At 33.8% G+C, this 19,913-nt stretch carries 20 protein-coding genes; 13 read left to right on the top strand and 7 right to left on the bottom strand.

Annotated features, from left to right (window positions below; genetic code table 11):
* Positions 1–112 precede the first annotated feature (112 nt).
* Together era and K7G76_RS07870 are read left to right on the top strand one after the other, a co-directional pair.
* Positions 113–991 carry a GTPase Era gene (gene era, locus K7G76_RS07865; RefSeq protein ID WP_223033662.1) on the top strand — a complete coding sequence of 293 codons (879 nt, stop codon included), beginning with the start codon at positions 113–115 and terminating at the stop codon, positions 989–991.
* Between the two features lie 83 nt (positions 992–1,074).
* Positions 1,075–2,610, top strand: coding sequence for a choice-of-anchor I family protein (locus K7G76_RS07870; protein ID WP_223033663.1), 1,536 nt, complete (start codon positions 1,075–1,077; stop codon positions 2,608–2,610).
* Between the two features lie 46 nt (positions 2,611–2,656).
* Here the strand turns inward: K7G76_RS07870 and K7G76_RS07875 are convergent, their stop codons facing one another.
* The gene (locus K7G76_RS07875; protein WP_223033664.1) at positions 2,657–3,166 is read right to left on the bottom strand and encodes a GTP-binding protein; all 510 of its coding nucleotides are present in this window, start codon (positions 3,164–3,166) and stop codon (positions 2,657–2,659) included.
* A gap of 107 nt (positions 3,167–3,273) precedes the next feature.
* Between K7G76_RS07875 and der the strand changes: the two genes are divergently transcribed.
* Positions 3,274–4,578 (top strand): ribosome biogenesis GTPase Der, encoded by a 1,305-nt coding sequence (gene der / locus K7G76_RS07880; RefSeq protein ID WP_223033665.1) that lies wholly within the window; start codon positions 3,274–3,276, stop codon positions 4,576–4,578.
* 94 nt (positions 4,579–4,672) lie between these two features.
* Complete coding sequence (locus K7G76_RS07885) at positions 4,673–7,483, top strand: outer membrane beta-barrel protein (RefSeq protein WP_223033666.1); 2,811 nt, start codon at positions 4,673–4,675, stop codon at positions 7,481–7,483.
* Here the strand turns inward: K7G76_RS07885 and K7G76_RS07890 are convergent, their stop codons facing one another.
* From K7G76_RS07890 to K7G76_RS07910, 5 genes are all read right to left on the bottom strand, one after another.
* Entirely contained in the window at positions 7,484–8,251 is a 768-nt protein-coding gene (locus K7G76_RS07890; protein WP_255572955.1) for a TPM domain-containing protein, read from the bottom strand.
* Between the two features lie 56 nt (positions 8,252–8,307).
* A complete protein-coding gene (locus K7G76_RS07895; protein WP_223033668.1) occupies positions 8,308–8,745 on the bottom strand; it encodes a TPM domain-containing protein in 438 nt (145 codons plus the stop codon).
* Between the two features lie 5 nt (positions 8,746–8,750).
* Positions 8,751–9,350, bottom strand: a complete 600-nt coding sequence (locus K7G76_RS07900) for a LemA family protein (protein WP_223033669.1) — start codon at positions 9,348–9,350, stop codon at positions 8,751–8,753.
* 72 nt (positions 9,351–9,422) lie between these two features.
* Entirely contained in the window at positions 9,423–9,752 is a 330-nt protein-coding gene (locus K7G76_RS07905; RefSeq protein ID WP_223033670.1) for a MerR family transcriptional regulator, read from the bottom strand.
* Positions 9,752–10,723, bottom strand: coding sequence for a M23 family metallopeptidase (locus K7G76_RS07910; RefSeq protein ID WP_223033671.1), 972 nt, complete (start codon positions 10,721–10,723; stop codon positions 9,752–9,754). Before K7G76_RS07910 ends, K7G76_RS07905 begins: the two co-directional genes overlap by 1 nt.
* A 210-nt stretch (positions 10,724–10,933) precedes the next feature.
* Between K7G76_RS07910 and alaS the strand changes: the two genes are divergently transcribed.
* From alaS to K7G76_RS07945, 8 genes are all read left to right on the top strand, one after another.
* Entirely contained in the window at positions 10,934–13,555 is a 2,622-nt protein-coding gene (gene alaS / locus K7G76_RS07915; RefSeq protein WP_223033672.1) for an alanine--tRNA ligase, read from the top strand.
* 32 nt (positions 13,556–13,587) lie between these two features.
* Positions 13,588–14,538 (top strand): GSCFA domain-containing protein, encoded by a 951-nt coding sequence (locus tag K7G76_RS07920; RefSeq protein WP_223033673.1) that lies wholly within the window; start codon positions 13,588–13,590, stop codon positions 14,536–14,538.
* An 81-nt stretch (positions 14,539–14,619) separates the two neighbouring features.
* Positions 14,620–15,147 (top strand): DUF6252 family protein, encoded by a 528-nt coding sequence (locus tag K7G76_RS07925; protein ID WP_223033674.1) that lies wholly within the window; start codon positions 14,620–14,622, stop codon positions 15,145–15,147.
* A gap of 256 nt (positions 15,148–15,403) precedes the next feature.
* Positions 15,404–15,670 carry a hypothetical protein gene (locus tag K7G76_RS07930; RefSeq protein ID WP_223033675.1) on the top strand — a complete coding sequence of 89 codons (267 nt, stop codon included), beginning with the start codon at positions 15,404–15,406 and terminating at the stop codon, positions 15,668–15,670.
* A 23-nt stretch (positions 15,671–15,693) separates the two neighbouring features.
* A complete protein-coding gene (locus K7G76_RS07935) occupies positions 15,694–17,496 on the top strand; it encodes a tetratricopeptide repeat-containing sensor histidine kinase (protein WP_369412201.1) in 1,803 nt (600 codons plus the stop codon).
* Between the two features lie 31 nt (positions 17,497–17,527).
* Entirely contained in the window at positions 17,528–18,178 is a 651-nt protein-coding gene (locus tag K7G76_RS07940; RefSeq protein ID WP_223033677.1) for a response regulator, read from the top strand.
* A 141-nt stretch (positions 18,179–18,319) separates the two neighbouring features.
* Positions 18,320–18,568, top strand: coding sequence for a hypothetical protein (locus K7G76_RS15530; protein ID WP_407927980.1), 249 nt, complete (start codon positions 18,320–18,322; stop codon positions 18,566–18,568).
* Positions 18,522–18,935: a DUF4230 domain-containing protein gene (locus K7G76_RS07945; protein ID WP_407927981.1), complete on the top strand. Its 414-nt coding sequence runs from the start codon at positions 18,522–18,524 to the stop codon at positions 18,933–18,935. Before K7G76_RS15530 ends, K7G76_RS07945 begins: the two co-directional genes overlap by 47 nt.
* Here K7G76_RS07945 and K7G76_RS07950 read toward each other — a convergent pair.
* Positions 18,930–19,235: a rhodanese-like domain-containing protein gene (locus K7G76_RS07950; RefSeq protein ID WP_223033678.1), complete on the bottom strand. Its 306-nt coding sequence runs from the start codon at positions 19,233–19,235 to the stop codon at positions 18,930–18,932. The genes K7G76_RS07945 and K7G76_RS07950 overlap by 6 nt on opposite strands.
* Positions 19,236–19,326: 91 nt before the next feature.
* On the opposite strand from K7G76_RS07950, the gene K7G76_RS07955 reads away from it, so the two are divergent.
* Complete coding sequence (locus K7G76_RS07955) at positions 19,327–19,896, top strand: TetR/AcrR family transcriptional regulator (RefSeq protein ID WP_223033679.1); 570 nt, start codon at positions 19,327–19,329, stop codon at positions 19,894–19,896.
* Positions 19,897–19,913: the final 17 nt, after the last annotated feature.

Raw genomic sequence — 19,913 nt, forward strand, 5'->3', positions numbered from 1 at the left:
ACCGTCAAAAAAGTTTACTATTAAAAAAGATATTAAACTCCTTAGATCTTATCTATTGCATAGATTGCTTGTTTAGTATTATTAAACTTATCTTTGTGAAAAATAGTATTCAATGCATAAAGCAGGTTTTGTAAATATTATAGGAAACCCCAATGTTGGTAAGTCTACGTTAATGAATGCTTTTGTTGGAGAGAAATTATCTATCATTACATCAAAAGCGCAAACCACTCGCCATAGAATTCTGGGTATTGTAAACGGAGAAGATTTTCAAATGATTTTGTCTGATACTCCAGGTATAATAAAACCAGCTTACGAGTTGCAGGAATCTATGATGGATTTTGTAAAATCGGCTTTTGATGATGCTGATGTATTGATTTATATGGTTGAAATTGGTGAGAAAGAATTAAAAGACGAAGCTTTTTTTAACAAAATAACCCACTCAAACATACCTGTTCTATTGCTCTTAAATAAAATAGACAAGTCAAACCAAGAGCAATTAGAGGCATATGTTACTTTATGGTCAGAAAAGGTACCAAATGCCGAAATATTTCCAATTTCAGCTTTAGAAGGGTTTCAGGTTCAAGAAGTGTTTAATCGCATAATAGAACTCCTACCTGAATCGCCACCGTTTTACCCTAAAGATCAATTGACGGACAAACCGGAACGGTTTTTTGTAAACGAAACCATAAGGGAGAAAATCTTGCTACATTATAAAAAGGAAATACCTTACGCTGTAGAAATTGATACCGAAGAGTTTTTTGAAGAAGAAAATATCATCAGAATGCGATCGGTTATTATGGTAGAACGAGAAACCCAAAAAGGCATTATTATTGGTCATAAAGGTTCAGCGTTAAAACGTGTAGGTATGGAAGCTAGAAAAGATTTAGAAAAGTTTTTTGGTAAGCAGGTACATTTGGAATTATATGTAAAAGTTAACAAAAATTGGCGTAGTAATCAGCAACAGCTGAAACGTTTTGGTTACAATCAGTAACAATACCTAATTATTACTTGATTTTCTTATAACATAAACTTTACATACAGCGACTACATTTGGATGAATTTAAAAACCATCCAATGAAAAAATTAATTAATCTATCAATCCTATCTTTTTTAATTACTATTGTCTCATGTTCCAAAATTGAGGATCATGAGGTTGAAGCCAATCAAGATAATCAATTCAGGTCTTCTGATGTAAACTTTCAATACAAAACAAGTATTTATGTTGGGGGTGAAGGTGCATCAGAAATTTCAGCATTTGATGCGAAAAACAAAAAACTGTTTGTAGTTAATGTAGAATCAAGCCAAATTTCAGTTTTCAATTTATCAAATTTAGATAATGTTATTGAGGAGACAGCTATTTCAATAGCATCAGGTGCTCCTAACAGTGTTGCGGTGCACAATGGTAAATTAGCAGTAGCTGTAGAAGCTAGTGTTAAACAAAACCCAGGTTCTATTATGTTATTTGATACAGACACTAGCACATTAATAGCATCTTATTCGGTTGGTGCGTTGCCAGATATGGTTACATTTTCTCCAAACGGGCAATTTATCGTGTCTGCCAACGAAGGAGAGCCAAATGATGACTACACAGTAGACCCTAACGGTTCAATTAGTGTTATTGAAGTTGTTTCAGGAAGTGTCACAACTCTTGAGTTTGATGCTTTTGCTGGGCAACAGGAATATCTTGAAAGCAACGGTTTTAGAGTGTTTGGCCCTAATGCTAGTTTTGCTATGGATATTGAGCCAGAGTATGTAGCAATTTCTGATAATTCCAATTATGCATGGGTAACCTTACAGGAAAATAATGGTGTAGCTAAAGTCAATTTAATAACTAAAACCATTGAAGCTATTTACCCGTTAGGTTATAAAGACTATGATATGCCAGGCAACGAGATTGATGTAAGCGACAGAGACGATGCAAAAGCATTGGCAAATTGGCCTGTATACGGTGTTTACATGCCAGATGCTATTGAATATCTTAAAATAAATGGAACAGATTATTTAATTACAGCCAATGAGGGAGATTCAAGAGATTATGATGGGTTTAGTGAGGAAGAACGAATTAAGGACGAGAGCATTGTTTTAGACCCAATTGCATTTCCTGATGCTGAATTTTTAAAGGAAGATGAAAATTTGGGGCGTTTAAAAATTACAACTACGTTAGGTGATACAGATAATGATGGTGACTATGATAAGCTTTACAGTTATGGAGGTAGATCGTTTACAGTTTGGAATGGTAATGGTCAAATGATTTATGATAGCGGGAATGATATATCGCAACAGACGTTAAATCTAACTCCAGACAGATTTAATGATGATGATGGAAGAAGTGATGACAAAGGCGCTGAGCCGGAAGCAGTAGAGGTTTTAAAGATTAAAGGTAATAAGTATGTATTGTTTGTAGGATTGGAACGAACAGATCAAGTATTGGTGTATGATATATCAAACCCTACGGCTCCACAATTCTTAAATATTTTGTCAAACCCAGGAGATGAAGCCCCAGAAGGTTTGTTGGCAGTGCCTTCAAAAGATAGCCCAAACGGTAAAGACTTACTGATTGTTTCAAATGAAGATAGTGGGACGGTTACCATATATGAAAACAGGAATTAGTTTGTTAAGTTTTATATTCAGTTAAGTAGAAGTGAAAAGTCCAACTTTAATTAGTTGGATTTTTTTCTATAATTTCGGTCATAAAATTATATAATTCATGCATTTCTTCTTTACTGGAATCCTTGCCTATTCGTCCAGCAAAATACAGTACAAACCATAAAATTACCAATAAAAACAAAACACCAAGCTGAATGGTGTAAGAATTGCCTAAAGCCCAATTGGAGTAAGCCCAAATGGCAAAAGCAATAAATAATCCAGCAACAATAAAGTGAAAAAACATAAACATAGTCCAAACTGTTGGGTTGGGACCAAATACGCCATGTAAAACGGCGGTTTTTTCACCATCTTCATTTATTTCCAAATGTAATTGTGGAGACCAAAACTGTTGCTGGTCTTTAGGTAGTTTAAGAAATACATGATCATCAATTATTGAAACAATAAATTTTTCCTGATTAGTTTTCGCAATCTTAAACTGTTCTAAATAATATGTGTTTTTTTTATTTAGCAGCTTTTTAAATCGCGGGCGTAATACAATATCTTGTTTGTTAATGGACATTTAGATGGAATGTGTAATTGACTTTGAATACTTTATGGTTTTTGTTCGCACTAAAATATAACGAAATCATAAGCTTATCATTATATTTGCACCAAATTTTATAAGTAATGAGCAATATTGTAGCCATAGTAGGAAGACCTAATGTTGGGAAATCAACGTTCTTCAACCGTTTAATTCAACGTCGTGAAGCCATAGTTGATGCCGTGAGTGGCGTAACCAGAGATCGCCATTACGGTAAGAGTGATTGGAATGGTAGGGAGTTTTCTTTAATTGATACTGGAGGCTATGTAATTGGAAGCGATGATGTTTTTGAAGCTGAAATCGATAAACAAGTTGAAATAGCTATTGATGAAGCCGATGCTATAATTTTTATGGTAGATGTAGAAACAGGTGTGACAGGAATGGATGAAGATGTGGCCAGGTTATTGCGAAAAATAACGAAACCTGTTTTTTTGGCAGTAAATAAGGTTGATAATGCCAAGCGTGCTGAAGATGCTGTTGAATTTTATTCTTTAGGTTTAGGAGATTATTATACTATTGCGAGTATTAATGGTAGTGGAACAGGAGACCTATTGGATGCTTTGGTAGAAGCCTTGCCCGAAAAAGAAGAAGTTGAAGAAGAAGACCTACCGCGTTTTGCAGTTGTTGGAAGGCCAAATGCTGGAAAATCATCATTTATAAATGCCTTAATTGGTGAAGACCGTTATATAGTAACTGATATTGCTGGAACAACCCGAGATGCTATTGATACCAAATACAACCGTTTTGGTTTCGAATTTAATTTAGTAGATACGGCAGGGATTAGAAAAAAATCTAAAGTAAAAGAGGATTTAGAATTCTATTCCGTTATGCGAAGTGTTCGTGCTATAGAGCATTGTGATGTTTGTTTATTGGTATTAGATGCAACTAGAGGCTTTGATGGGCAAGTGCAAAACATATTCTGGTTGGCCGAACGCAATCGAAAAGGTATCGTAATATTGGTCAACAAGTGGGATTTGGTTGAAAAGGACAATAAAACCATAAAAGAATTTGAAAAGTACATTAAATCTCAAATTGAACCTTTTATTGATGTTCCTATTGTCTTTATTTCCGTATTGAACAAGCAACGTATTTTTAAAGCTATTGAAACAGCTGTTGAGGTTTATAAAAACCGATCTAAAAAAATAAAAACCAGTAAGCTTAACGAAGTATTACTGCCAATTATAGAAAGCTATCCGCCGCCAGCTTATAAAGGTAAGTTTGTGAAAATAAAGTACATCATGCAATTGCCAACACCACAACCGCAGTTTGCATTCTTTTGTAACTTACCACAATATGTACGCGATCCCTATAAGCGATTTCTAGAAAATAAACTACGCGAACATTTTGATTTTCACGGTGTTCCAGTAAGCGTATACATGAGAAAAAAATAACATAACTTTATCTTTTTTTTAAGAAAATTCATACGATTATCGTATTACTTTCGTTTTCTGAAAAGTAATAACCCAACCATCATCAATCAAATTCATGAAATATTCATTTCTGATTCTTACCTTTTTTTGTGTTATAACATCATTTTCCCAATCCGGAGATTTTAAAATTTTTGGAAGCATTTCATCTGCAGATGAAAAGTTGCCGCTTGAGTCCGCTACAGTTCATATTGAACGTGTGAAGGATAGCAGTGTTATTTCGTATACCATAACCGATAAAGAAGGAAAATTTCAATTAGAAGATAAAACAGCAGATGTTGAAGTAAATCTTTTTATTTCTTATGTAGGCTATCAAACCTATTTTAAAAAAGTAGCTTTAAATAAAGAGTCCATTAATTTGGGTAATATTGAAATGGAGGTTTCCAATGCCCTTGATGAAGTTGTAATAAAATCTGCTGCCCCAATAACCATTAAAAAGGACACTCTAGAATTCAATGTAAAATCGTTTAAAACCAAGAAGGATGCATCAGTTGAAGATCTATTAAAACAACTTCCGGGTGTTGAGGTAGAGGACGATGGAACCATTAAAGTTAATGGCAAGGAGGTTAATAAAATTTTGGTGAATGGTAAGCCGTTTTTTGGAGACGATCCATCAATTACCACACGAAATTTAACAAAAGAAATCATCGAGAAAATTCAGGTTGTGGATACTAAAACCAAATCTGAAGCATTTACAGGAGAAGTGGTAGATGGAGAAAATAAAACCATTAACTTAACTATCAAGGAAGAAAACAATAAAGGCGTTTTTGGTAGAGTGGCTGCAGGAGCAGGAACAGATGAACGTTATGAGTTTGCCGGTATGCTCAATTATTTTAATAACGATAGGCGAATAAGTGTATTGGCAGGAGGTAATAATATTAATTCACCTGGGTTTAGTTTTGGGGAAATTAGAAAAATGTTTGGAGGAGGAAACAGTATGTCCATGTCAAGTAATGGTTCTTTTACAATTGATGGACGTTCATTTGGTGGCGGACAAGGTATTACCAAATCTCGAAATGTAGGAGCAAATTATGCCGATGTAATCAGTGAAACAACCGATATTTCTGCAGATTATTTTCATTCAGGGAGTAGTTCAGAAAATAACACAGCTACACAACGCGAGAATATTTTACCAGATTCTAGATATTATACAAATTCGGAAACAAGCTCTTTAAGTGAAAACGACTCACATAGTGCCAATATTGGTTTTGACGTTAAAATAGACTCTACATTATTGATTAATGTAGATCCTTCTTTCAGGTATTCTGAAAATAGAACAACGTTTAGATCTGAAGAAGAATCTTTTAATGATGATTTGGTATTGACTAACGAATCGGAATCTTCTTCTTTGGTTGAAGGTCATGCCAATAATTTTAGAAACAACATTAACGCAACCAAACGCTTTGGAAGTAAAGGTGCGTTTGTTAGAGCGAGTTTTACAACAGATGTTACTAAAAGGCATTCTGATGATTATTTAACATCGCTAACCAATGTTTATGGTGAAGATGTTAACGATCCAACAAATCCAGATTTTGTTTTAATAGATCAAACCATAAGAGACCAATACACAGATGGTGAAGCCGAGGTCAATAACTTTAGCTCTAGAGTACGCTATAGAATGCCGATTATTGCCAAAGAGTTTTTTGTGAATTTTGATTATGATTATTTAAGAGATAAAAGTACAGATGTAAAAAGTACGTATGACAAAGACGCTACAACAGGAGAGTATGATACTTTTAATTTTGAACAGAGTACCAATTTCGTTTATGTTAACGAACGTATTATTCCTGGTGTAAGTTTGAGCTACAGAAAAGAAAAATGGTCAGCTAGATTAGGGGCAAGTTATATTTTTAGAACATTGGAGAATGAAGATTTGTTAAGACCTGAATTGTCAATAAAAAGACGTTTTAATGCCTTGGAAGTCTATTCCAATGTAAGATACAGGTTCAACCCTAAAAACTCTCTATGGGTAGGGTATCGTTTAAATAACGATCCACCTCAATTAACCCAATTGCAGCCTTTTCAAAATGTTTCAGATCCCTTAAACACCATTACTGGTAATCCAGATTTGTCACCATCAAATAATCATAGAATTAGCTTTGGTTATAATGCATACGATTGGCAAAAAGGAACTGGTTTTTACAGTTATTTTAGTGCCACATTTATTCAAGATCAGGTGGTTTCAAAATCAACTGTAGATGAAAATTTTGTTAGAGAGACAACATTTGCCAATGTGGATGGGAACTATAGAATTAACGGAAATTTAGATTACAGTAAGGAAGTTAAAATGGATAGTTTGCGAAAGGTTCGTTTTAGTGTTGGAGCTTACGGAAATATAAATAGAAGTATAAACTTTAATAACGATGTGCAATATGCCAGCAATGTGCGTTCTATATCTCCTGGAGGAAGTGTGACTTTTACTTGGAAAGATATTGTGGAAATTAGGCCACGTTACCGTTATACATTTACAAGAAACAAATACGATATTGATACTTTTGAAGACCAAACCTTTTCATTCCACGATTTGAATATAGGTACAGCATTATTTTTACCCAAGAAATTTGAATGGCGAAACGATATTAACTTTAGTTACAACCCGAATATAAGTGCTGGTTTTCAAAAAAGCGCCTGGTTTTGGAACAGTACATTGGCCTATTCGGTATTAAAAGACCAAGGTACGGTTACCCTCAAGGTTTACGATTTGTTAAATCAAAATACCAATGCTAGGCGAACGGCAACACAAAATTATATCCAAGATTCGCAAAGTACCGTTTTGGAACAGTATTTTATGTTAAGCTTTAGTTGGAAATTTAACAGTTTAGGGAAAAAAGGTGAAGTAGATGATAAAGGACCTTTTTGGTTTCATTAATTACCAACCACCTGAAGCCCCTCCGCCTCCAAAGCCGCCTCCGCCGAAGCCACCTCCAAAGCCGCCACCAAAAGCACCACCACCAGAGCTGCCTCCAAATAGACCGCCTCCCGAACTGCCACCATAGCTGCCACGTCCCATGTTGCTTAATATTATGGCATCTAAAATACTCATGCCTTGTTTTCTGTTTCTACCAGAACCACCACTGCCACCGCCTCTTCGGTTTTTGGAAATAGCAATCAAGATGATAATAAAAATAATAAACAAAAAGAAGAAAAAGCCTATTGGGAACCCATTGGAATTACTTTGCCTGGTGCCTTTGTATTCACCGGTCATAACTTCAAAAATGGCATCTGCGCCTCGGTTTAAACCGCCAGCATAATCATTTTGTTTGAAATAGGGAATAATGTCATTGGTTATAATACGTTTAGACATAGCATCTGTCAATAAATGTTCCATGCCATCCCCTGTATTTATGGCTATTTTACGATCGTTTTTGGCTAACAGAATTAAAACACCGTTATCTTCTTCGGCTTGTCCAATACCCCATTTTTCTCCCCATTGTGCGCCTAAATAATTAATGTTTTCACCATTCGTAGACGCTATTATGGCAACAACAATTTGAGTAGAAGTTGTATCTGAATATCTAACCAGTTTTTCTTCTAAATTTATTCTATCATTTGGAGACAATAAATTGATATAGTCGTAAACGCTAGTTTGTTTTTCAGGAATTGGAGGAATTTCATATTGAGCATATAGACTTTGCATTGTAAATATGCAAGTCAAGACTATAATGTTTAGTGCTGTTTTTTTTAAATACTGCATTACCCTTTTGAAATGTTGTTTGGTAATTCGTTTATGTCTCCATGCTGCCATGGGAAATGGACTTCTAAAGCTTTTCCGGCTTTTAGGATACCATTAATTAATCCTTGTTTGAAATCACCTTTTTTAAATTCTGCTAGTATGGCATCGCGAGTTGTGTCCCAGAAATCACTTTCTACAACGTTGTTAATACCCTCGTCACCATAAATAACAAATGTTCTATCTGAAACAGCTACATAAATAAGTACCCCATTTTGTTCTTTGGTGTTATCCATTTTTAACATATGGAACACGGCTTTTGCACGTTCAAAAACATCTAGCTTTGTGGAGTCTTCAATATGTACGCGTATTTCACCAGAGGTGTTTTTTTCTGCCTCACGAATAGCGTTAACTATTTCTTGTTCGGCTTCAGCTGTCAGAAAATCTTCAATTTTAGACATAGTAATTAATCAAAGTCAAAATCTATATCAGGGGCATTCTCACTTCCTGGATCTGATTTGTATCTTGGCATTTCTTCAAAACCAAACATTCCTGCTAATAGTTTGCCCGGGAATTTAGTAGTATGTTTATCGTAAATATTAACTTTTTCGTTGTAACGATCCCTAGCTACGTTAATGCGGTTTTCTGTGCCTTCCAATTGGGCTTGAAGCTCTAAAAAGTTCTGATTGGCCTTTAATTCAGGATAACGTTCAACCGAAACCAATAGCTTAGAAAGTGCTCCGCTTAATCCGCTTTGTGCTTGTTGAAATTGAGCCATGTTTTCTGCAGTTAAATTTCCAGCATCAATGGTTGTTGAAGTGGCTTTTGCACGAGCTTCAATAACTTCTCTTAAAGTAGTTCGCTCAAAATCTGCAGCACCTTGTACGGTTTTAACTAAATTTCCAATTAAGTCATTTCTGCGTTGATATGAGCTTTCAACATCAGCCCAGGCTGTTTTGGCATCTGCTTCATATTCTACGGCAGTGTTATTAAAACCAACGGCCCATGAGTATAATCCGAAAACTATTACTGCAATTACAATAACAGGAATTAACCATTTTTTCATAATTTTTAATTTTAAATGTGTTAGTGTGTTTAACTATTGCGTTATAGATATGTTGAACAAAATAGAATTTTGTTACAACTGTTCTTTAATTTTAATGAGCTGCGCCTTTACGTCTTCTAGTTTAGTAATAATTTCAAAATTATTTAAGGTCTTCTGCTTTTCCTCTTTTAAATGAATTTTTGCCCCTTCAAGTGTAAAACCACGTTCCTTTACAAGATGATAAATGAGTTTTAAGTTTTTAATATCATCGGGCGTGAATTTACGATTACCCTTTGCATTTTTCTTGGGTTTTAAAACATCAAATTCCTTTTCCCAAAACCGAATTAGTGAGGTGTTAACATGAAATGCTTTAGCGACTTCGCCAATGCCATAATATCGTTTTTCTGGTAATTCAATATGCATTAGTCTAAAGATTGGTTTTCTATTGATGCCTTTTCAAGTAGATCATTAAATTCTTCAGCCGATAAGTTACCGTAATAGAAGTTAATAGGATTAATACGGTTACCATCCTTAAAAATTTCGTAATGTAAATGAGGGGCTTCAGAGCGGCCAGAGTTTCCAACAAAACCGATTAAGTCACCACGTTTTACACGCTGGTTTTTTCTAACGTTATATTTGTAAAGGTGGGCGTATAAACTCACATAGCCATAGCCGTGATCAATTCTAATATGTCTTCCGTAACCCGATGAGTTACTATCGGCTCGTGTAACAATACCATCACCTGTGGCATAAATTGGTGTGCCTCTTGGCGCGGTAAAATCCATTCCCCAATGCATTTTTCGCACTTTGGTAAACGGATCAGACCGATAGCCATAACCAGAAGCCATACGCGTTAAATCTTCATTTCTAACAGGTTGAATTGCTGGAATTGCTGCTAACAACTTTTCTTTTTCTTCAGCCAATTTAGCGATTTCGTCCAGAGATTTTGATTGTACTACAATTTGCTTTTGAAGGATATCTAATTTTTTATGACTCTCTATTATTAATTTAGAGTTGTCAAACCCTTCCAAACTTTTATAACGGTTGACACCACCAAAACCAGCTTTCCGTTGTTCGTCAGGAATAGGGTTAGTTTCAAAATACATGCGATAAAGCGTATTATCACGTTGGGCTATATTCTCAAGAACCGTTTCAGCTTCATTCATTTTCTTGTTTAGCAATTCAAATTGCAATTGCATATTTGCTAATTCTCTTTTTAAAGCTTTTTCTCTAGGTGATTCAATATACTGACTGGCAATAAAAACAAATAGAAAGCCAAAAAGAGCTGATGCTAAAATAAATATTGATATGTATGTAAAAGTACGTCTCTTTTTACGTTCAATTTTTCGGTAGGATAACGTTTCAGAATCGTAATAATATTTTACCTTACTCATTTCTTAAATTATACTATTTTTGCAGTTATAATTTTCCTTTAATACTTAATGGATAAAATTAAACTGTCGTTACCACATTTATATTGTCAGTAAGTTTAATGATGAAATGTTTTAATGTCATACAAACTTAAAAAAAACAAAGTGGAGAGTAAAGATAGAAATAGTTTTGTAATTAAAGTGGATTTAACATAAAGTGATTAATACATATACATGAAATCTCAAGATATACGCTCCGAATTTTTAAACTTTTTTAAAGAAAAAAAGCATAGCATAGTACCTTCTGCACCAATGGTATTGAAGGACGATCCTACGCTTATGTTTGTAAATTCGGGTATGGCGCCATTTAAGGAGTACTTTTTGGGAAACTCTCAACCTAAAAACAATCGGATAGCCGATTCCCAAAAATGCCTACGGGTATCAGGGAAGCATAATGATTTAGAGGAGGTGGGTTATGATACGTATCACCACACTTTGTTTGAAATGTTGGGGAATTGGAGTTTTGGCGATTATTTTAAAAAAGAAGCTATTGCTTGGGCTTGGGAATTACTGACCAAAGTTTATGGTATTGATGAAAATATATTATATGTAACTGTTTTTGAAGGCAGTGATGATAATGATAAGTTACCCATGGATAATGAGGCTTACGAGTTATGGAAGGAATTTGTGCCTGAAGACCGTATTTTAATGGGCAATAAAAAAGATAATTTTTGGGAAATGGGAGATCAAGGACCTTGTGGGCCTTGTAGTGAGATTCATGTTGATATTCGTTCAGAAGAAGAGAAAGCAAAAATTCCTGGAAAAGAATTGGTGAATATGGACCATCCACAAGTGGTTGAAATATGGAATTTGGTATTTATGCAGTACAACCGAAAGGCCAATGGATATCTAGAAAACTTACCAAATAAACATATTGATACAGGAATGGGATTTGAACGTTTGTGTATGGTATTACAGGGAGTTCAGTCTAACTACGATACCGATGTTTTTACACCAATTATTCGTGAAATAGAGACAATTACAGACAAAGATAAGTTTTACGGTAAAGATGAAAAAGTAGATGTAGCCATTCGTGTTATTTCTGATCACGTACGTGCAGTTGCATTTTCTATAGCAGATGGTCAATTGCCAAGTAATACAGGTGCAGGCTATGTAATTCGTAGAATTTTACGTCGGGCAGTACGATACGGTTTTACGTTTTTAGATAAAAAAGAACCTTTTATTTATAGGCTTGTTGATGTTTTAAGTAGTAAAATGGGTGACGCCTTTCCTGAATTAAACAGTCAAAAAATTCTTATTGAAAATGTTATTAAGGAAGAGGAAACTTCTTTTTTAAGGACACTAGATCAAGGATTGGTGTTATTAAATAGAATTGTTGAAGAACGTAATTCTGATGTGATTTCAGGAGAAAAAGTTTTTGAATTATATGATACCTATGGTTTTCCAGTAGACTTAACAGCCTTGATTTTAGCTGAAAAAGGGTTAAGCCTTGACGAAAAGGCTTTTGAGGAAGAACTTCAAAAACAAAAAAACAGATCTCGGGCAGCTAGTGAAATGTCAACAGATGATTGGACCATTTTAAATGAAGATGCCGAAGAAGAGTTTGTGGGCTATGATAGTTTGGAGGCACAAGTTAAAATTACACGCTATAGAAAAGTGGTTTCAAAAAAGGATGGTGAATTATACCAATTGGTATTTAATATAACACCTTTTTATCCAGAAGGTGGTGGGCAAGTAGGTGATAAAGGGTTTTTAGAAGATGTTCACGGTGATATTATTTATGTTTTAGACACAAAAAAAGAGAATAATGTCATTATTCATCTTACCAAAAGTTTACCAAATCATTTAAACGAGTCGTTTAAGGCAGTGGTTAGTGAAGAGCTTAGACAATTAACGGCTTGCAATCATACGGCAACGCATTTGTTGCATCAGGCCTTGCGCTCCGTTTTAGGAACACATGTTGAACAAAAAGGGTCGTTAGTGGGGCCGAGACATCTACGATTTGATTTCTCACATTTTTCTAAATTAACTGAAGAGGAACTGCGAGATGTTGAAGATTTTGTAAATGCCAGAATAGCTGGAAAACTACCGCTTGAAGAAGGTAGAAATGTACCTATGGAACAGGCTGTTGAAGAAGGTGCTATGGCATTATTTGGAGAAAAGTATGGCGATACGGTTCGTACGGTGCGATTTGGTCAATCCATTGAACTTTGTGGTGGAACTCATGTACAGAATACAGCTGACATATGGCACTTTAAAATTGTTTCAGAAAGTGCTATTGCTGCTGGGATTAGAAGGGTTGAAGCCATTACCAATAAGGCTGTTGAAAGTTATTTTACCGAAAACAACGATGCATTTCTTGAAATGAAAGGTTTGCTTAATAATGCCAAAGAACCGGTAAAAGCATTAAAATCTCTGCAAGAAGAAAATACGGATTTAAAAAAACAAATAGAAAACCTTTTAAAGGATAAAGCCAAAAATATAAAAGGAGAGCTTAAAAATGAATTGACAGAAATTAATGGTATACAGTTTCTAGCTAAGAAATTAGATTTAGATGCTGCTGGAATTAAAGATGTTTGTTTTGAATTAGGTGGTCAATTTGATAATCTATTTTTGTTGTTTGGTGCGGAGAATGAAGGTAAAGCGATATTATCTTGTTACATTTCTAAAGCATTGGTGACTGAAAGAGGTTTGAATGCTGGTCAAATTGTGAGAGAGTTAGGTAAGTTTATCCAAGGAGGAGGTGGAGGCCAACCATTCTTTGCTACCGCAGGAGGTAAAAATCTAAATGGAATCGAGGACGCTTTACAGCATGTAAAAGGTTATATTCAGTAAATCTGTGCCATTTATAAAAGTAGGTGAGTACTATGGATCTTCAGACAAAAATATCTTTACAAGTAGAAGAGTACAACCCTATTGACTATAAATCAAAAGTTGTCTTATTGGGTTCTTGTTTTGTTGAAAACATAGGCGAAAAGTTAGATTATTATAAATATCAGGCTTTTCGTAACCCCTTCGGAATTTTATTTCACCCTCTAGCTATTGAGAATCTTATTTTAAATGCTGTTAATGGGAAAGTGTATTCTGAAAACGATATTTTCTTTCATAATGAACAATGGCATTGTTTTGATGTGCACTCCAAATTAAGTGCGAGTTCTAAAGATGTACTTCTAAAAGGATTGAATAATCAGATTGAGTTAACCAACAAGCAGCTTAAGGAAGCTTCTCATATAATTATCACATTAGGCACGACTTGGGCTTATAGACATATTGAAAGCGATGCAATAGTGGCCAACTGCCATAAAAGAATGCAAAAGGAATTTCTTAAAGAGCTTTTAGCTGTTGATGTTGTTTCTGAATCGCTTGATATTATTGTTAGTTTAATTAGGAGTATAAATACTAAAGCCGATATTATTTTTACCGTATCACCCGTAAGACATTTAAAGGACGGATTCGTTGAAAACATGCAAAGCAAGGCACATCTAATAACGGCAGTACATCAAGTTGTTAGCCCAAGACATAAGCTTCATTATTTTCCGTCGTATGAAATCATGATGGATGAGCTTCGAGACTATCGTTTTTATGAGAATGATATGCTTCACCCCAGTAGTCTTGCAATAGATTATATTTGGAATAAATTTAGTGCTGCTTGGGTATCTAAAGAGGCAACGGTCCTTATGAAAGAAATAGGGGTAATTCAATCAGGATTAAACCATAAACCTTTTAACCCTAATTCTGAAGCACACCAAGACTTTTTAAAACAGTTAGAAGCTAAAAAATTGACTGTTCAAAATTTACACCCCCATATTTCATTTTAAAAAATACGTAATTTATCGTATTGACTTCATTTACAAATTGTTGCAGATTTGAGGTATTATTAACAGCAAATTTTTTCAACAATGAGAACTTTTAAACAAATTATGTTATTAGCTTTGGTTTTTGTAACCTTTTCTTTTTCATCATGTTCAAGCGATGATGACGGAGGAAATCCTGCAGATGCAACTGCTGGTTCTGGAACCATAACTGCTAAAATTGATGGCAATTCGTTTACCTCGCTAGAAATGACATCAATTGCCAACAAAGTGACTGCTGGAGGGCAATCCACATTGGTTATTCAAGGTAATACCCAATCGCAGGCATTTCAATTTACAATCAATGCCTATGATGGTGTAGGAACTTACGAGTTTACAGATGCAAACGTATTCAGGATTGCGTCTTACATAGAGCCTAATGTTAGTAATCCAGCTAATACACAAACATGGTCAGCTCCTTATCAAGATTCAGGAGTAGCAGGTGAAATTAGCATTTCTGAAGAAACGGATTCCAATATTAAGGGAACTTTCTTTTTTACTGGAAAAAATAGTAATGACGATACTACAAAGTCTATAACTGAAGGCTCTTTTAATTTAACATTACAGGTACAATAATATTTGTTTTTGTTTGTGGGTGTTTGTAATCTTAACAATCTATGATCTTGTTGTTGAGATTATTGATTGAGCGTGGTGGCATTGTTATTACCCTTAATCTTTTTTAAAAGCAGTTTGTCGAATAATTAATTTTGATAAGACTTTTAATCGTAAATTTAGTATGCTATTAATCAATATATAAAGAAACATCAATAATGTAAATACCTTAATTAAGGGATTTGCTGTTGGTGTTTTTTTTTGGTCTATTATTTAAATTATGATCTTTTCCGTTTTTATTTTCATTTTGGTTCTAGTTGTTAGCGTGTATGCTATTAAAACATATATCTCTATTATTACTGAAAGTAATAGAGGGTATGAAATTTGTTTGGGCTTGCAAAGCACACTTCAAAATGAAATTCAAAAACAAAAGTCTATCAAGCAAAAACTTAAATTACTAGATGGTTTAAACCATATACTAAAAAGAAATATTTTTAAGATTGTTAAAGATGTTTTTGAAATGCAAAAACAAGTATTAAATAAATAGTAAAGAACTTTATGAGGTTGTTGGTGCTCTTCTTCGCTTTTTTAAGTTTTCAATCGGTATCATCGCAGAATACTAAATATTTAGACAGTCTTGCCCGAGCGATTAAACATTCATCTAAACAAGAGCAAATACAAATTATTAATACAGTTCCTTTCGATAAAATTGAAAGCGATGTAAAAGCGTATAAAGCCTTGGCAGACCAAGCCATTCTGTTGTCATTGGATATTGGAGATTCGCTTCTATTGGCTGATAGTTATGTCTCTAAAGCTTATGTAACTAATAACAAGGAAAGCATCAAGCTATATTTAGATGCCATAAGAATATATGAGCGGTTACATCTTTATGGTAAATCAGGTGATATGTATACCAGATTGGGTTGGCAATTAAAATATCGTGATTTTGAAAAGGCTATAATGTATTACCGTAAGGGAATGCATGAGCTTGAAAAGCATCAGGGCAAAACTATTATTGATCCTGTTTACGATAATTACGGTGTTTTGCTAGGTATGAAGAAAGACTGGGATAGTGCCTTGTATTATCATGAAAAGTCACTAAAATTAAAAAAGCAATTAAACGATAGCGTAGGTATCCCATTTGGATATGCACATTTGGCAAATGTTTATTTAAACCAAAAAAAGTTTGGTAAGGCCTTAAAATATCTGGATAGCTCATTAGTAATTAGAAAAAAACGCCATGATACTTACGGTGTTACAGATGCTTACCTATATTATGGGGATTTATACTTTTCAAAAAAAGACTATAAAAATGCGGTAGTTTATTATAAAAAGGGTTACGGTATGGCTTTAGAAAACCATTATTTTCCTTTAAAAAAGTATGCTGCAGAATATTTGTATAAAAGCAATGATTCTCTTGGTGATTACAAAGCAGCCTTAAAATATAATTTAATATTTAATCAGTTAAAAGATAGCGTCTTAAATATTGAAACCAATAATAAAATTTCAGAACTGGAAATACAGTTTCAAACTGAAAATAAAGAAAAAGAAATTCTGTCTCAACGCGCAGATTTGGCAGAAAAAGAGCTCGATATTAACCAAAAAAACACTCAAATTATAGGACTCTGTGTTTTGGCTCTTGTTTTGGCTCTTTTAGGATATTTGGTGTACAATCAGCAAAGACTTAGGAATTTACAGCTAAAAAAAGAGGGTGAGCTAAAAGAGGCTTTGATAAAAATAGAAGCCCAAAATAAACTTCAGGAGCAACGTTTGGAAATTTCTAGGGATTTGCACGATAACATTGGAGCTCAATTAACCTTTATTATTTCTTCATTAGATAATTTAAAATACGGGTTCAACCTTCCGGATAAGCTAGGTAAAAAATTAAATGCCATTAGCGAGTTTACTATAGCTACCATTTATGAGCTGCGGGATACCATATGGGCCATGAATAAAAATGAAATTTCGTTTGAGGACTTACGTTCCCGTATTTCAAATTTTATTGATAAAGCAAGTGTGGCTTCAGAAGCGGTTAAAATTAATTTTAGTGCTAATCCAAAATTACAGCAAACATTAAAATTATCTTCGGTTAAGGGTATGAATGTGTATCGAATTATTCAAGAAGCTTTAAATAATGCATTAAAATATGCATCAGCTAATGCAATACATGTATTACTTGAGAGTGATGGTGATAAAAGCTTTCAAATTTCTATTCAGGATGATGGCAAAGGGTTTGATTTAAATGCTGTTGAATACGGAAATGGTTTGAAGAATATGAAAAAGCGTGCTGAAGAAATTGAAGCGAAGTTTAAAATTGAATCAGGATTGGGTGATGGAACAACTATAAAAGTCACTAACATTCCAAATTCCTAATCTAGTTAACTATTAAAAAAAAGAATGTTCCATGAAAATAAAGATAGCAATAGTAGATGATAATTCATTCCTAATAAATACAGTTAAGGAAAAGCTCTCTTTTTTTCAAAATCTAAAATTTAAATTCTCTGCAATTAATGGTACTGATTTGCTAGAAAAACTCGATGCAAATCAAAAAATAGATTTAATTCTAATGGATATTGAAATGCCCGTTTTAAATGGTATTGAAGCCACTGAAATTGTCAAACAAAAATATCCGCAAATTAAAATCATTATGCTTACGGTTTTTGACAATGATGAAAACATTTTCAATGCTATAAAAGCTGGTGCAGATGGGTATTTGCTTAAAGAAATTAATGCCAAAGATTTACATGATGGAATTGTTGATACACTTAATGGTGGCGCAGCAATGAATCCATCTATTGCTTTAAAAACCTTAAAATTGTTGAGAAATCCTCTAGATATTGAAAATGAATCAGATAAGGATGATATTAAGTTAACCCAACGTGAGATTGAAGTCTTGGAACAATTGAGTAAAGGCTTAAGCTATAATTTAATTGCTGAAAATTTAATTCTTTCTGCAGGAACGGTAAGAAAACATATAGAAAACATCTATAAAAAACTCCAAGTGCATAATAAGTTGGAAGCGGTTCAAAAAGCTAGAAAAAACAAACTTATTTAACATTAAGTAATATCAAATTAACACCTTAATTCATTTGTTGGACGATATTTGTATTGCTATTAATCAAAGAGGAACTTAAGCATTGGTGAGACTTCATTGTCGAAGTGGCCAGTGCTTTGTTTTTTTATGTACTTTAGTGATATGCGAAAAATTTTATTTGGCGTCATTATCACATTGGTTATACTGTTTTCATTCAAGTATTGTGGAGACAAGAAAAAAAACGAAGTAGTACTAAAAGAAAGCTCGGCTTTAATTCAAGAGCAGATTAATAACGTTGGTAAGCTAATCGTTACCGAAGGCCATTTTAGCGAGGTTTTTAATTATAAACATTCCAAAGAACTCTTTGGGGATTATTTTACTTCAGACAAAAAAAGCTTTGGTTGTAGTTAATGCAGATGTTTATGTGGCTTATGATTTGGGTAAAATAGAATACACAATTGATGAGCAAACAAAAACCTTAACCATTTTAAGCATCCCTAAAGAGGAGATTAAAATTTCTCCAGATTTAGAGTATTACGATATTCAGGCTGATTTTTTTAATCCTTTTGAAGCAGAAGATTATAACGCTATCAAGAATCGCGTTAAACAATCACTAACCAAAAAATTAGAGGAATCAGACCTAAAAAAGAATGCTCAAAATAGATTGATTAGCGAGTTGTCCAAGTTTTATATTCTCACCAATTCGTTGGGTTGGACTTTACAGTACAATGAAAAAAATATCAATTCAATTGATGAGCTTAAGGGTTTGAAATTATAGCTTTTTGCTTAAGCTAAACCATCCACCACCATTAATGGCATCTACCCCGTTTGCTTTTAATATTGTAGCAGCACTTCCAGAGCGCATACCACTTGCACAGCAAGTAATAACAGGCTTGTTGAGTTTTTTTATAGCCTTTATTTTTCCATTCAATACCTGGAGCGGAATATTTTTAGAACCAGGAATAGCACCTTGGTTATATTCAGATACCGTTCTTACATCTAAAATAATGGCGTCTTTTGATTGAAAGTCTTTTATCTTGTCGGTTTTGTTTCCCGTTAGAAAATCTAATAATCCCATAATTATTTTTTTACAAATTACTTTATTTTTTTTGAAATTGAATGTAACAAGAGTTACACCTCTAATTTTATAACTATATTCATACACTCATATGAAACAAGAAACTAGAAAAGAAGAAATCATTAAAACTGCAGCAAGGCTTTTTAAGGAAAAAGGATATAGTGCTGTAACAATGAGGGATCTTGCAAAGGCCATGGGGATTAAGGCGGCTAGTTTATACAATCATATAAATTCTAAACAAGAAATTTTAAAGGAGATTATTATTTCTCTTGCAGAAGAGTTTACCCGCGGCATTAGTATAATTAAATCATCCGAAAAACCATGTATAGAAAAACTTAATGAAATTGTAGCGCTTCATGTTAGTATTGCTAGTAAAAACACTTATGGCATGGCGTCTTTAAATAATGATTGGATGCACCTTGAAGAGCAATTGCCTTATTATTTGGAATTACGTACTAACTACGAGAATGAGTTTAGAAATATATTAAAAGAAGGAATCAAAAAAAACGAAATCATAGATTCAGATGTTGAAGTTTTGTTATTTTCAATCTTGTCAACATTAAGGTCTTTATATTTGTGGATTCCAAAAAAAGAAGATTTAAATTCAGAAGAACTAACATCCCATTTAAGCAGCATCTTAATTAATGGAATTAACAAATAATTTGAATTATATTTTGT

Source organism: Hanstruepera marina (genome assembly GCF_019880635.1).
GTDB classification, from domain to species: domain Bacteria; phylum Bacteroidota; class Bacteroidia; order Flavobacteriales; family Flavobacteriaceae; genus Hanstruepera; species Hanstruepera marina.